Below are 14,844 nucleotides of genomic sequence, written 5' to 3' on the forward strand. Positions count from 1 at the left end.
TTCTTTTTAGTAAAAAAACCAAGAGAGAAATTGCCCTCAAGTAAAAATTTTACTTTTTTTAGGAAAAACTATTGATTATTTTCCTAAAAAAAAGTATGATTTGAAATGAAGAAAGCGTTTTAAAAATGAGGGTGGCATGAATGAAGTGGATTAATTCGTTATTTATCCTGGGTCTACTTATGGGGTTGACTGCTTGTTCTCCAAATGAAGCAACGCAGACGCAAGCATTTTCCCAAAGCAGCGAAAAGCAATTAAAAGAACGAGCGCTTTGTTATTCTGACGAAGATTTTTCGCAAGGTGTCGTCCCGTTGCATGAATTCGTGAAGCTATCTGGCACCATCGTAAAGAGTGATGCGAAAACAGCAGACATTGAGAAAGGGGATCGATTTATTCTAGAAACAGCGGCTGGACAGTACCAAGTATTCAATGAACAAAGTCAACAACTGAAACTGCAAGATGTGGTGACGGTCTACGGAGAATATTATGGTTTTATTAAAGCGACATTGATTGAAAGGAAGGATGCGGATGCAATCACAGAAGCTGCAGCAATTGAAAAAGAATAAATTTGAAAGTTATGAAGATGTAGCAGCCGGCTTCAAAACGATCATGGATCAACTCAAACCCGCTTTTGCAAGCAGTCGTCCTGGTCATTTGGCTTTAGGCAGCCATGGGACTGTCTATGAGAAAGAGGTACAGGAACTTGAAGCGTTCTTGCGACCGCTTTGGGGACTCGCGCCTTATCTAACCCAGCAAGAAGATTCATTCATGGAAACCTATCTCTCAGGAATTATTGCGGGTACAGATCCAGAGAGTCCCGATTATTGGGGTGTTGTGGAAGACTTCGACCAACGAATCGTGGAAATGGCTTCGCTAAGTACCTTTTTACTATTAAACAAGGAAAAAACGTGGGATGTTTTATCCCAACGCCAAAAAGATAATCTCCATGCGTGGTTGATCCAAGTCAATCAACGAGAAATTCCCGCAAACAATTGGCATTTCTTTCGGGTTCTCGTCAATGTAGCCATGAAGCGTTGTGGCAGCAGCTTTTCCCAAGAAAAGATCGATGCTGACTTGGCATTGATCGAGACCTTTTATTTAGGGGAAGGATGGTACTGTGACGGAGTAGCCACTCAAATCGATTACTATGTATCTTTTGCGATCCACTACTATAGTCTTCTGTACTGTCGATTTGTCCCTGAGGATCTTGAAAGGGGAAGGAAGTTCAAACAACGAGCCACCGAGTTTGCTCAAACCTTCAAGCATTGGTTTGCAGCAGGTGGAGCTGCCGTTCCTTTTGGTCGAAGTTTGACGTATCGCTTTGCGCAAGTTTCTTTCTTCAGCGCATTGGTTTTTGCGGATGTTGAAGCATTGCCATGGGGAGAGATCAAAGGGTTGATCAGTCGTCACCTGCATCAGTGGATGCAGCAAGACATTTTTACTTCCGAAGGGATACTGACGGTCGGCTATTCGTACCAGAATCTGATCTTTGCCGAAGGCTACAATGCACCAGGTTCACCTTATTGGGCGTTAAAAACCTTTCTTTTGTTAGCGGTACCAAAGGAGCATCCCTATTGGCAAGCCACCCCGACGCCATTAGTGATCACTGAAAGAACACTGGCTCATCCCATCAGTAAGAACTTTTATCAACACAATCAAGACTTGATGCATGCCTTGATGTTTCCTGCAGGACAATGTATCAACTATCAAAGTCATGCCAGCAGCAAGTATAGCAAATTTGTCTACTCAACGACGTTTGGCAATAGCGTGCCCAAGAGCAATTATTGGTTTTATGAAGGAAATTATGACAACACATTGGCTTTGTCAGAAGATGACCATTACTTTCGCACCAAAGGATTGGATCGCCAGTATCAGCTTTTACCTGATCGGATCATTCATGAATGGAATCCATGGGAAGACGTCCAGATAAAAACAACAATCATTCCACTGATAGGCAGTCACCTTCGCATTCACGAGATCAATTCTCAGCGCGCCCTTTCTTTCTATGAGGGTGGGTTTTCATCACCGAAAGAGGCAACTGCCATCACTGAAAAAACCGCAAGCAGCGCTGCGGTACGAACATCGATCGGCTATTCGAAAATCGAGGCAATCGCTGGCTATGAAACGAGCGATGTCTTACGAACGGAGCCAAATACGAACCTCTTGTATCCTGCAACGTGGCTGCCGTATCTAACTGCTCAACGACAAGCAGGAAAGCACCTGTTCGTTTCCCTCGTCACCGGCTTGCTTCCACAAGAACAAGAACAAGCAGTGACCGTCGAAGTGACAACAAACAACATTACGATCAATCAATCCGGACATATGATCCAGGTTGAGCGAATAGGAGGAAAAAATGGAAACCAGCTATGACGTACAGCTATCACAATGGGTAGCCGAGCAAATCGACTTCACCGTTAATCAAGTAAGAAAGAATACTAAGACCTTTGACACGTTGGTCCCACCTGCAGCAAGTGAACAGCTTGTCTATCGACCAGAAGCCAACCATGATTGGACGGCGAGTTTTTGGACTGGCATGTTGTTTTTGAGTAAAGAACTGACGGGATCAACAGAATTTGATGAAACCATCGAAAAACAACTGCACTCTTTCCAAGAACGATTGGACCAAAGAATTGGACTAGAAACCCATGATATCGGGTTTTTGTATAGTTTGACTGCGATTGCCGACTATCGAGTGAACGGACGGGAATCTTCGAAAAAACTCGCGATTGCCGCCGCCGATCTATTGATGGCCCGTTACTCACCCAAAGCCCAGATCATTCAAGCGTGGGGCAATCTCGATGATCCGCAACAACGGGGGCGCATCATTATTGATTGCTTGATGAATTTGCCGCTATTGTATTTTGCTTCCCAAATGACGGGGGATGAATCCTACAAACAAGCAGCCTATGCTCATGCCAAGCAGACCCAGAAATACATCGTGCGAGACAACGCCACGACGTATCACACCTATTACTTCGACGTTGAAACTGGAGCGGCGATCGGCGGCAATACCCAACAAGGCTATGCCGATGATTCCTGCTGGGCGAGAGGGCAAGCGTGGGGAATCTACGGATTTACGCTGAGTTACCTTTACACCGGTGATACCAGTTTCTTGAAGACTGCTCAAGACCTTGCGGATTACTTTATTGCGGAATTACCGGCGGACAAGGTCAGTTATTGGGATTTAGTGTTTAACGATGGTAGTCAGGAAGAAAGGGATAGTTCGGCCGCCGCCATCGCAGTCTGTGGCTTGCTAGAACTGGCGAAACATTTACCGATCACGCAGCCAAACCAAGCCGCCTATCAGGAAAACGCCTTGGCGATCTTGGCGTCGTTAGCCCAAAACTATACAACGATCGACCATCCCGAATCAAACGGACTTTTGATGCATGGGGTTTATGACAAGAATTCCCTCAAAGGGGTCGATGAATGCATGATCTGGGGCGATTATTATTATATGGAAGCGCTGATGCGGGTGTCACAAAGTTGGTATTCCTATTGGTAGTTTTTAGGGGCGACCCTTTAAAAAAATGTTTAATGGAGGAATGAACATGCACTTTTTGAAAAAAGGTTTATTAGCAGCAACGATGTTTGGGACGATCGCAGCCTTGGCAGCGTGTGGAGGCGGAGCGACAGATGATTCCGCTGCTTCTGAAGATGGCGACATCAAATTGACCGTAACCACTTGGAATTACGATACGACACCTGAATTCGAAAAACTATTCCGTGCCTTTGAAGAAGCGAATCCAGGCATTACCGTTGAACCTGTCGATATTGCTTCAGATGATTATGATACCAAGCTAACGACGATGCTCTCTTCAGGAGATACGACAGATATTTTGACCATGAAAAATTTACTTTCTTACTCTAATTATGCGTTGCGGGACCAATTGGTGGATCTCACCGACCATATCGGATCATTGGATATTGCCCCAGCGCAAGAAAGCTATGACATGTATGACGTAGAAGGCAAAACCTATGCACAACCGTATCGGACGGATTTTTGGGTCTTGTATTATAACAAAAAAATGTTCGATGAGGCAGGCTTAGACTACCCATCAAACATCACCTGGGACGAATATGAGGAGCTTGCCAAGCAGCTAACAAAACCAGACGAACAAATTTATGGTGCGTATCAACACACGTGGCGTTCCACTACCCAAGCGATTGCAGCTGCCCAAAATGGCGCCAACTTGATCGATCCTCAATACGACTACTTGGAAGCGTACTATGATCGTGCATTGCGGATGCAAGACGAAAAAGCGCAAATGGACTTTGGGACAGCAAAATCAACGAAAGTTACGTATCAATCACAATTTGAAAATGAAAAAGCAGCCATGATGTACATGGGAACTTGGTATATGGGAGCGTTGATGACCAATATCGACGATGGCAAGACAGATGTTGAGTGGGGCATTGCGGAAATGCCGCAAAATGAAAAAGGGGAAGTAACGACATTTGGTTCTCCAACTGCTTTTGCCATCAATAAAAATTCAAAACATCAAGAAGCTGCACAAAAATTCTTAGACTTTTGTTCTGGTGAAGAAGGCGCCAAAGTATTAGCAGAAGTCGGTGTCGTTCCTTCGTATAAGACTGACGCCATTGATGAACTTTACTTCTCCCGTGAAGGCATGCCCGCCGATGAAGTATCGAAAAAAGCCTTCAATCCAGAAACCGTCGCGATCGAGTTTCCTGTCGATGAAAATGGACCAGCGATCGACAAAATCTTGCAAGAAGAACATGACTTGATTCTTGTAGGGGACGAAACACCAAAAGAAGGCATTGCGAATATGGAAAAAAGGGTGAAATCTGAAACAGAATAGTCCTAACGAGAGAAGGGACTTGGGCAAAAAAGTTCCTTCTCTTTATTAATGAAAGGGGGCCTGCTGGCAAGCAGCAGGAGACAAATATGGAAATAACCTCAAAATCAAAAGCAGCCAATAAGTTGAAACGCAAAAATACGCTAACCGCGCTGTCTTTTATTGCACCAAACTTTATCGGCTTTTTCTTATTTACCTTAGTGCCCGTTGTGTTCTCATTGATTCTGGCTTTCATGGAATGGGATTCCTTTAGTTCGCCTGAATTTGTGGGAATGAAAAATTTCAGCAAAATGCTAGAGGACGACACCTTTTGGATCTCGTTAAAGAACACCTTTCTCTATACGATTGGCGTCGTTCCATTGACGTTAGTATGTTCCTTAGGCTTAGCGATTTTATTGAATAAAAAAGTACGTGGAATGAAGTTTTTCCGTACTGCCTTCTTCTTTCCTTATGTCACCTCGTTAGTTGCGATCGCTGTCGTGTGGAACATGTTGTTTCACCCAACGATGGGACCAATCAATCAGTTTTTGAAATTTTTTATTGAAAATCCTCCTGGTTGGACCTCCAGCTCTGATTGGGCTTTGACGGCGATCATCATAGTCAGCGTCTGGCGTGGCATGGGGTATTACATGATCTTATACTTGGCAGGGTTACAAAGTGTGCCAAAGGAATTGTATGAAGCGGCTTCGATCGATGGCGCCAACAAGTGGCAGCAGTTTCGCAACGTGACGTTGCCGTCCTTACGACCAACGACCTTCTTTGTTTCGATCATGCTGGTCATCAACTGTTTCAAGATCTTCGATTTGGTCCAAGTCATGACTGCCGGCGGACCCGGTCGAGCCACCAATGTCTTGGTGTATCAAATTTACAACGAAGCGTTTGTGAAATTTAATTTTGGTTACGCATCTGCGATCGCCATGGTCTTGTTTGTGATCGTTTTGGGCATCACGGTGATCCAGTTTAAGTGGAACCAAAGACAAGAACGGGTGTAAGGAGGGAGTACAGATGGAAAATACACTGAGTAAAAAGAATGTTCAAGCCAAACCAAAACAAAAAGCCAAGCTGTCGGTCGGCAGTGTCTCCTTGATTCTTTTATTAACATTTCTCGCGTTAGTGACACTGATCCCGTTTCTCTGGATGATTTCTGCTTCTTTTAAGACCAATAACGATGTTTTTAGCGTACCGATCCAATGGATTCCAAAAAGTTGGCACCCAGAAAACTATACGGTGATCTGGGATCGCATTCCTTTGCTGACTTTTTTCAAGAACACAGCATTTTTGAGCGTCATCATTACCTTGATTCAACTGTTTACCTCTAGCTTTGCGGCTTATGGGTTTTCGAAGATGCATTTCAAAGGACGCGACCTGTTGTTTCTGACATACATCGGTACGATTGCGATTCCTTGGCAATCCTATATGATTCCTCAGTTCATCATGATGCGCCAGTTCGGGCTGACAGACACGCTTTGGTCTTTGGTCCTCTTACAAGCCTTCAGTGCCTTTGGCGTCTTTTTGTTGAAACAATACTATAGTAGTATTCCTGACTCATTGTGTGAAAGTGCGCGGATCGACGGCCTGAGTGAGTGGGGGATCTATCGAAAAATCATTCTACCACTGACGAAGCCCGCTTTAGCGAGTCTGACCATCATCACCTTCGTCAATACATGGAACGATTATATGGGACCATTTATCTACCTCTCCTCAACCGAAAACAAAACCATTCAGTTAGGGTTGAAAATGTTTGTCGGCTTATATGATGCCGAGTACGCCCTGATCATGGCAGCATCTGTGGTCTCCATTTTGCCAGTAGCGATCGTCTTTTTAGCAATGCAAAAATACTTCGTAGAAGGAATCGCTACTTCGGGAATGAAAAATTGAGGTGATCAATCATGTTTACCAAACCTACCTTTGAAAACAATCTTTACATGCGGATTTTCCGCTGGCTATATATTGGCTTTGCCCTGAATATCAGTTTTTGGGTCGTGAATACACCCTACACCCTCACGGCAATGTTCTTGGCAGTCGATCCTAGAAACCTCCTTTGGTTTGCATTGGCACTCTTGCTGATTGGTCCAAGCATGATCAGCCTCCTGGCTGCGATCGATCGCTTTGCAGAACACAAAGACATCGATCCAGTAAAAGATTTCTGCTACTTTTTACGAACCTTTGCCGTGCGCGGTTTTCTCTATTGGCTCATCGGCTGGCTGGGAAGTGTCATTGCGATCGTGGATATTCTGTTTGCGGTTCAATTTGAAAGTGGCAAATGGCTCGTTCCTTTCTTTCTTTTGTTAGGGATGCTTTCCATAGCTCTAAGTATCAACGCTTGGTACTTCCAAGTGCGTAATCCAAAAGCCGCTAAGAAAGATGTCCTGCGTACCGCACTTTTCTTCACTTTGAAAAAATGGCCTGTTAGTTTGTTAGCAACCTTTTTGTTTGTTGCCGTTTTTGTCGCCTTGATTTTGAAGCCGCAATTTGGCTTTACTCTTTTTCCAGTCCTTTTTTTCGGACTCCTTTATTTAAACTTACGGAAATTTCAGATAAAATAGAAAGAAAGTCGTCTACGAATAAAGGAGACGACTTTTTTTAGGAGAAAGGGGGGCTTGAAGATGGCAGAAACAGTCACACTTCAACCGATTACGGAAGAAATGATTGCTGAACTTTGGTCGATCAGCTATGGGCCTAAGGCAGATTTAGAATGGAAAAAATGGGACGGACCGTATTTCCAAGACCCCGTGTTGACGTGGGAAGAATTTCGAACGGGGTTTGGTGCTAGCTGCATCGACAACCCGTTACGTAAAGCGATCAGCTATCAAGGAAGAATCGTGGGGATCGCGACCGCTTACTGGGAAGACAATACCTTGCAGCAGTGGTTGGAATTCGGGATAGCCATCTATGATGCTTCCCTTTGGAATCAAGGCATTGGCAGCCAAGCAATTCGCCAGTGGATCAATGAGTTGTTTGAATCACAGCCTCATATCCAGCGTGTCGGTTATACCACGTGGTCGGGCAATCACCGCATGATGAAACTAGGAGAAAAGCTAGGGATGACCAAAGAAGCCCAGATCCGCAAAGTCCGTTTCTGGGAAGGCACCTATTATGATTCCATCAAGTATGGCATCTTGCGAGAAGAATGGGCACAGCAGAAGTGAAGGTAGGGGATGCGAGATTTTTTCGTGTCCTCTTTTGTTGTTGATGATTTATCAGATGCATTTTGCGTATAGTAAAGTACCTAGTAAAAAAGGGGGCTGATCTCCTAGCTGTATTTTGTAATTACAGTAATTACGTGGTGAAATAGACTATATATTTTATGAAGGAAAGGTGATTGTTTTGGATACAGTGAAAACAAGAAAGCAAGGAAATGCGGTAATGGTCACGCTAGCAAGTAAGTTTGAGATTCCTGCTGGTAAGACCTACTTTATCAGCAAAGAAAACGATGGTACGATTTCCTTGATTCCTAAGATCGATGATTATTTTTTAGCTGCGAAAGAGAAAGAATTTGTTGATGAAGAAGATATGCTAGCTGCTGATTTTATTGTTGAAGGCAGGCAGCTTGATGAATAGGCTCGAACAAGGGACTCTTGTATTTATTGATTTTGATCCCTCGAAAAGGAGTGAAATCAAAAAGCGCAGGCCTGCTTTAGTCATCAGCAGGGATGAGTACAGTTACACCTCAAATTTGATCATTGTTTGTCCAATAACGAGTACAGATAGGAAGCGTCCTTACTTTGTCGATATTCAACACGATAAATTGAAACCTGGGAGTAAAGTAAATACAAAGCAAGTTTATACGCTAGATTATTCCGAGCGTGACGGTAGAAAGATTGAAATATTAGGGAAACTATCAAAAAAAGAACTGATTAATGTTGCACAGCATTTTATGATGAACTTTAATTTTCCATTATAGTTAAAAAAACAGCAGGATGGAAAAAGTGAAGGACCCTCACAAAAAACGAGTGAGGGTCCTTCACTTTGTTTTCCTAAGAATACAAGGTTTCAACAATAGAGAAAAGAAGATAGTGGAAAGATAAAAGTAAAATTTCAAAAATAGTCGACTTTCTGAACAATAACCATGTACTATCTCTATGTAATACTTTATAATAATTCCAATGTACAGATTAGAAATATTTTAAAAAAGTCGGGAATAGCGTTTGAAGTTCATTCTCAATTAGTCTAAAATAGTGAGAAAGAAAAGATACTGGAGGGAAAGAAATGTCAGTTTTAGAAATCAAAAATCTACACGTCCAAATCGAAGATAAAAAGATCTTAAAAGGCGTTGACTTAGTGTTAAAAACTGGAGAGATCCATGCCATCATGGGACCAAACGGTACAGGGAAATCAACCTTGTCCGCTGCCATCATGGGTAACCCGAATTATGAAGTGACAGAAGGGGAAATTTTGTTCGACGGCGAAAACGTCTTGGAAATGGAAGTGGATGAGCGAGCTCGTTTAGGTCTGTTCTTGGCGATGCAATACCCAAGTGAAATTCCAGGCATCACCAATGCGGAATTCATGCGGGCAGCGATCAATGCCAAACGTGACGAAGACGACAAAATCTCTGTCATGGATTTCTTGAAAAAATTAGATGAAAAAATGGATTTATTGAATATGCCAGAAGAAATGGCGGAACGCTATTTGAATGAAGGCTTCTCTGGTGGAGAAAAGAAACGAAATGAAATCTTACAATTGTTGATGCTAGATCCAACCTTTGCGATTTTGGATGAGATCGACTCTGGTCTAGATATTGATGCCTTGAAAGTCGTAGCAAAAGGCGTCAATGAAATGCGCGGCGAAGGCTTTGGCGCTTTGATCATCACCCATTACCAACGTCTGTTAAACTACATCACACCAGACGTGGTTCATATCATGATGGAAGGCCGTGTCGTGATGACCGGTTCGGCAGATTTAGCCAAACGCCTAGAAGCAGAAGGCTATGCTGGGATCAGTAAAGAGTTAGGGATCGACTACAAAGAAGAAGAAGCGTAAGGAGGCAAGGTAAATGGCAAAATTACAGGATTATCTTGAACAAGTCAACGTTTTTTCAGCGTTAAAAGAAGAGCCTGAATGGATGTTGGAATTACGCCAAGCAGCCCTTGCGAAAGTGGATGAACTTGCGTTTCCAAAAATCGAGCGGGTGCGTTACGAGCGTTGGCCATTGTTCAATATCGACGAACAAGCACTTGCTGGTGAAAAAGAATTTGCAGGCTTCATCGATCCAACCTTACCTGCAAGTGAATCTAAGGAGACAGGTGCTGGCTTGGTTCCCGCCTTTGACGCGATGGATAACCATCCGACTCTCGTTCAGTTTGATGACACCACCATCTTTGAGCAATTACCGCAAGAGCTGATTGACAAAGGCGTGATCTTCACCGACTTGTTTACAGCAATGAAAGAAGTACCAGAGTTGGTCAATCAATACTACATGACCAAAGCAGTACCAATGGATGAAGACAAAATGACCGCAGCACATGCGGCGTTTATGAATAGCGGCATGTTCTTGTATGTACCAAAAAACGTGGTGATCGAAGAACCCCTTGAAGCGATTTTCTATCACAATGGCAATAGTCAAGCGCATTTCTTCAAACACATTTTGATCGTTGCTGATGAGCACAGTGAGTTCAGCTACTTGGAACGTTTCCAAACCAAAGGCGACCAAGCGAAAAAACTGTCTGGCAATATCGTAGTGGAAGTGATCGCCAAAGCAGGTGCGAAGGTCAAATTCTCTGCGATTGATCAGTTAGGTGTCAACATCACTACGTACATGAATCGTCGCGGCTACGTATTACGAGATGCGATGGTAGATTGGGCAATTGGAGTCATGAATGACGGCGACGTCGTGGCGGACTTTGATTCTGATCTTGTAGGCGAAGGCGCGCATTCGGAAGTCAAAGCGGTCGCCATCAGTGCTGGGCGTCAAACACAAGGAATCGACACTCGCGTCACCAACAAAGCACCGCATTCCATTGGCCATATCCTGCAACACGGCGTCATTAGAGAACGCGGCGTCTTAACCTTTAACGGTATCGGACACATTTTAAAAGGAGCCAAAGGGGCGGACGCGCAACAAGAAAGTCGGGTCTTGATGCTTTCTGACCAAGCCCGTGGGGATGCCAACCCAATCCTTTTGATCGACGAGCACGAAGTAACCGCCGGACACGCAGCCAGTGTGGGACGGGTCGATCCAGAAGAAATGTACTACTTGATGAGTCGTGGGCTGCGCAAAGCAGAAGCGGAACGTTTGGTGATTCGTGGTTTCTTAGGCTCCGTCTTGACCGCGATTCCAGTCAAAGAAGTGCAACAAGAATTGGTTGCCGTTATCGAAGGGAAGTTGCTCGCATGATCGATGCCCAAAAAGTGAAACAAGCGTTTCCCATCTTGGATCAGCTCGTAAATGACGAACCATTGATCTACCTCGACAATGCCGCCACTACGCAAAAGCCAGAGGCGGTGCTGCAGGCGATCGCCGATTATTACCATCAAGACAATGCCAACGTTCATCGTGGGGTCCATACCCTCGCAGAACGGGCGACCCATTCCTATGAAGGCGCACGGGAAAAAGTGCGCAGCTTTATCCATGCGAATGAAACGGCGGAAGTGCTGTTTACTCGAGGGACGACCACTGGTTTAAATTGGGTCTCCCGCAGCTACGGCGACCGTTTTGTCAATGAAGGCGATGAAATCGTGATTTCCTATATGGAACATCATTCCAATATCATCCCTTGGCAACAATTAGCAGCCCGAAAAAAAGCTACCTTGAAATATATCCAGCTGACGCCAGAAGGCACCTTGGACATGGAAGATGCCAAGAAACAGATCACTGAAAAAACCGCTATCGTTTCGATCGCTCATGTTTCCAATGTTTTAGGCGTGATCAATCCGATTGCGGAGCTAACCAAATTGGCGCATCAGCACCAAGCCGTCATGGTGGTGGATGGTGCTCAGGCTGTTCCACATATGACAGTTGATGTCCAAGCACTGGATTGTGATTTCTATGCCTTTTCTGGCCATAAAATGTGCGGACCAACTGGCATCGGTGTCTTATACGGCAAGCGGCAATGGCTGGATCAGATGGAGCCCGTCGAATTTGGCGGGGAAATGATCGATTTTGTCCATCTGCAAGAAAGCACGTGGAAAGAACTGCCGTGGAAATTTGAAGCTGGTACACCAAATATTGCCGGTGCGATCGGTTTAGGTGCAGCGGTGGATTACTTAACAGAAATCGGCTTAGAAAACATCCACGCCCATGAAGCAGACTTAGCTGCTTACGTTTTGCCAAAACTGCAAGCCATTGAAGGCTTGACCATCTATGGCCCCCAAGAAGCAGCAAAACGCACGGGAGTGATCGCATTTAATCTAGCTGGCATCCATCCTCATGATGTTGCCACCGCTTTAGACATGGAAGGCATCGCGGTACGGGCAGGTCATCATTGTGCCCAACCCCTCTTGAGCTATTTGCAAGTCCCAGCGACTGCACGGGCCAGCTTTTACCTGTATAATACAAGAGAGGACGCCGATCGACTGGTTGACGCCATCAAGCTGACGAAGGAGTTTTTCCAACATGGCACTAACGAAATTAGATAATTTGTATCGACAAGTCATTCTGGATCATTCCAGCCACCCACATCATCGGGGCACCTTGGATGATTCAACGTACAAAGTCGAATTGAATAACCCTACCTGTGGCGACGTGATCCACTTGGAGCTCGCTGTCGAAGGAGACACCATCAAAGACATCGCGTTTACTGGCGAAGGCTGTTCCATCAGTACCGCCAGTGCATCCATGATGGGGGATGCGATTATCGGTAAGACACTAGCAGAAGCTGGTGAGCTATCAGGCTTGTTTTCTGAACTCGTCCAAGGAAATGACATTCCTCAAAGCGATCGCTTAGGCGATGCTTCCATGCTTGGAGGTGTGGCGAAGTTTCCTGCACGCATCAAGTGTGCGACTTTAGCTTGGAAAGCATTAGAAAAAGCCATTGCTGCCGACAGTACACAAGCATCTGTCAGTCACAGCCACGCCAATGAATCTGACACTGAAGAAACCAGCGAATAGACAACCGCACTACAAAAGGAGTGAGAACCATGGGTGTACCCGAATTAGAAGAATATAAATTTGGCTTCCACGATGACGTGCAGCCTGTTTTTAGTACCGGCGAAGGATTGACCGAAGACATCGTCCGTGAAATCTCACGGGTCAAGCAAGAGCCAGAATGGATGCTTGAGTTCCGCTTGAAGTCTCTTGAAGCCTTCAACAAGATGCCCATGCAAAACTGGGGCCCAGACCTGTCTGACATCGATTTTGATGCCATCAAATATTACCAAAAACCAAGTGATCGTCCTGCCCGTGATTGGGATGACGTACCAGAAAAAATCAAAGAGACCTTTGAGCGCATTGGTATTCCAGAAGCCGAGCGGGCATACCTGGCCGGCGCTTCTGCCCAATACGAATCAGAAGTCGTTTACCACAACATGAAAGAAGAGTTTGAAAAACTTGGCATCGTCTTTACCGATACCGATTCAGCCTTGAAGGAATACCCTGAGCTGTTCAAACAATACTTTTCAAAATTAGTCCCACCAACCGATAACAAGCTTGCTGCTTTAAACTCAGCCGTTTGGTCAGGTGGTACCTTTATCTATGTACCAAAAGGCGTTCGTGTCGATGTGCCATTACAAACCTATTTCCGAATCAATGCCGAAAATACCGGTCAGTTCGAACGCACATTGATCATCGTTGACGAAGGCGCCAGCGTCCATTACGTCGAAGGTTGTACCGCCCCAACCTATTCAAGCAATAGTTTGCACGCAGCCATCGTTGAAATTTTTACCCTAAAAGACGCTTACTGCCGCTACACCACCATTCAAAACTGGTCAGACAACGTCTACAACCTAGTAACCAAACGGGCAAAAGCCTTAGAAGGTGCTACCGTTGAATGGATCGATGGCAACTTAGGTGCAAAAACAACCATGAAATACCCAAGTGTGTATCTTGATGGCAAAGGCGCACGGGGCACGATGCTTTCCATTGCCTTTGCAGGTGCCAACCAAATCCAAGATACTGGTGCAAAAATGATCCATAACGCACCAAATACCTCCAGCTCCATCGTCTCAAAATCAATTTCTAAAGACGGCGGTGCAGTAAACTACCGTGGACAAGTCACCTTCGGCAAGAAGAGCGCAGGCTCTATCTCCCATATCGAGTGTGACACCATCATCATGGATGACCTATCGAAATCCGATACCATCCCATTCAATGAGATCCACAACAGCCAAGTGTCCCTAGAACACGAAGCCAAAGTCTCCAAAATCTCAGAAGAACAACTATACTACCTAATGAGTCGCGGCCTCTCCGAAAGCGAAGCAACCGAAATGATCGTCATGGGATTCGTCGAACCATTCACCAAAGAATTACCGATGGAATACGCAGTCGAATTGAACCGGTTGATTAGTTATGAGATGGAAGGGTCTGTGGGGTAAAACTTTTTTTAGCGCTAGAAACGTTGATTTATCAATGTTTCTAGCGCTTCTTTTTATTGACTTTAGTCAGTTTCGTACGCTACGCGAACGAAACTGACTAAAGTCAATAATAAAGCGCCTCTGTTGGATTCTTATAAAAAGAAACCAATAGGGGCGTAAGTGTAATAAGCTCAGTATCTAGATAGTCTAATTTTTAATCCAACCATAAAAATCATAAGAAGTACATAAAAAAAATATTTAGATTTTTCTCGCTTAAACTATAGTAGTTATATCAAACGGTGACGTATGTATACAAAAAAGCAAAGAGCAATCACCCGATCATTCCACCAAGCAATATTGATAAAGGAGATAGTGTTTCTTCATCTAAATTAATAGTCAATAGAAGTAATTCTTCATTACCTCAAGCGGGTGAACAACAAACCTCTAAAATTTGGGAAATTCTGGGCATGTTATTATTTGGAAGTTCGGTAGTAGTTATAGGTAGACGTAGAAAATATCAAAAATAAAAATGATTTTCGATTGGTTTTCAGTAAGAAAAGAATATTCTGGTGTTATT

General features: G+C 44.3%; 16 protein-coding genes. All 16 read left to right on the forward strand.

The genetic code is table 11. From position 1 onward, the window contains the following. Positions 1–140 precede the first annotated feature (140 nt). The 16 genes from IGJ26_RS02365 to IGJ26_RS02440 all read left to right on the forward strand — a co-directional run bounded on the left by IGJ26_RS02365 (position 141) and on the right by IGJ26_RS02440 (position 14,794). Positions 141–563 carry a hypothetical protein gene (locus tag IGJ26_RS02365; RefSeq protein WP_074535302.1) on the forward strand — a complete coding sequence of 141 codons (423 nt, stop codon included), beginning with the start codon at positions 141–143 and terminating at the stop codon, positions 561–563. Continuing rightward, on the forward strand, positions 526–2,367 hold the full coding sequence (locus tag IGJ26_RS02370; RefSeq protein ID WP_430599827.1) for a DUF2264 domain-containing protein: 1,842 nt from the start codon (positions 526–528) through the stop codon (positions 2,365–2,367). The genes IGJ26_RS02365 and IGJ26_RS02370 overlap by 38 nt, the downstream gene beginning before the upstream one ends. Continuing rightward, a complete protein-coding gene (locus IGJ26_RS02375) occupies positions 2,351–3,502 on the forward strand; it encodes a glycoside hydrolase family 88 protein (RefSeq protein WP_016609652.1) in 1,152 nt (383 codons plus the stop codon). Before IGJ26_RS02370 ends, IGJ26_RS02375 begins: the two co-directional genes overlap by 17 nt. 46 nt (positions 3,503–3,548) lie before the next feature. After that, on the forward strand, positions 3,549–4,820 hold the full coding sequence (locus IGJ26_RS02380) for an ABC transporter substrate-binding protein (RefSeq protein WP_034857867.1): 1,272 nt from the start codon (positions 3,549–3,551) through the stop codon (positions 4,818–4,820). A gap of 86 nt (positions 4,821–4,906) precedes the next feature. Continuing rightward, the gene (locus IGJ26_RS02385; protein ID WP_430599828.1) at positions 4,907–5,809 is read left to right on the forward strand and encodes a carbohydrate ABC transporter permease; all 903 of its coding nucleotides are present in this window, start codon (positions 4,907–4,909) and stop codon (positions 5,807–5,809) included. 13 nt (positions 5,810–5,822) lie between these two features. Continuing rightward, entirely contained in the window at positions 5,823–6,695 is an 873-nt protein-coding gene (locus tag IGJ26_RS02390; RefSeq protein ID WP_005232123.1) for a carbohydrate ABC transporter permease, read from the forward strand. Between the two features lie 11 nt (positions 6,696–6,706). Continuing rightward, a complete protein-coding gene (locus tag IGJ26_RS02395; protein WP_010748767.1) occupies positions 6,707–7,363 on the forward strand; it encodes a hypothetical protein in 657 nt (218 codons plus the stop codon). Positions 7,364–7,423: 60 nt separating this feature from the next. Beyond that, positions 7,424–7,966, forward strand: a complete 543-nt coding sequence (locus IGJ26_RS02400; protein ID WP_010748768.1) for a GNAT family N-acetyltransferase — start codon at positions 7,424–7,426, stop codon at positions 7,964–7,966. Between the two features lie 187 nt (positions 7,967–8,153). After that, the gene (gene mazE / locus IGJ26_RS02405) at positions 8,154–8,378 is read left to right on the forward strand and encodes a type II toxin-antitoxin system PemI/MazE family antitoxin (RefSeq protein ID WP_371860490.1); all 225 of its coding nucleotides are present in this window, start codon (positions 8,154–8,156) and stop codon (positions 8,376–8,378) included. After that, positions 8,371–8,721, forward strand: a complete 351-nt coding sequence (locus IGJ26_RS02410; protein ID WP_081117112.1) for a type II toxin-antitoxin system PemK/MazF family toxin — start codon at positions 8,371–8,373, stop codon at positions 8,719–8,721. Before mazE ends, IGJ26_RS02410 begins: the two co-directional genes overlap by 8 nt. Before the next feature lie 305 nt (positions 8,722–9,026). Beyond that, positions 9,027–9,800, forward strand: a complete 774-nt coding sequence (gene sufC / locus IGJ26_RS02415; RefSeq protein WP_005232112.1) for a Fe-S cluster assembly ATPase SufC — start codon at positions 9,027–9,029, stop codon at positions 9,798–9,800. A gap of 13 nt (positions 9,801–9,813) precedes the next feature. Then, positions 9,814–11,154: a Fe-S cluster assembly protein SufD gene (sufD, locus tag IGJ26_RS02420; protein WP_015508910.1), complete on the forward strand. Its 1,341-nt coding sequence runs from the start codon at positions 9,814–9,816 to the stop codon at positions 11,152–11,154. Continuing rightward, complete coding sequence (locus tag IGJ26_RS02425) at positions 11,151–12,395, forward strand: cysteine desulfurase (RefSeq protein WP_413153819.1); 1,245 nt, start codon at positions 11,151–11,153, stop codon at positions 12,393–12,395. Before sufD ends, IGJ26_RS02425 begins: the two co-directional genes overlap by 4 nt. After that, positions 12,373–12,867: a Fe-S cluster assembly sulfur transfer protein SufU gene (gene sufU / locus IGJ26_RS02430; RefSeq protein ID WP_005232105.1), complete on the forward strand. Its 495-nt coding sequence runs from the start codon at positions 12,373–12,375 to the stop codon at positions 12,865–12,867. The genes IGJ26_RS02425 and sufU overlap by 23 nt, the downstream gene beginning before the upstream one ends. 29 nt (positions 12,868–12,896) lie before the next feature. Continuing rightward, positions 12,897–14,288 carry a Fe-S cluster assembly protein SufB gene (sufB, locus tag IGJ26_RS02435; protein ID WP_005232103.1) on the forward strand — a complete coding sequence of 464 codons (1,392 nt, stop codon included), beginning with the start codon at positions 12,897–12,899 and terminating at the stop codon, positions 14,286–14,288. Between the two features lie 278 nt (positions 14,289–14,566). Further along, entirely contained in the window at positions 14,567–14,794 is a 228-nt protein-coding gene (locus IGJ26_RS02440; RefSeq protein WP_375856893.1) for an LPXTG cell wall anchor domain-containing protein, read from the forward strand. Positions 14,795–14,844 lie beyond the last annotated feature (50 nt).

Origin of the sequence: Enterococcus sp. AZ095a (genome assembly GCF_050546735.1) — a bacterium.
Taxonomy (GTDB): domain Bacteria; phylum Bacillota; class Bacilli; order Lactobacillales; family Enterococcaceae; genus Enterococcus_D; species Enterococcus_D entomosocium.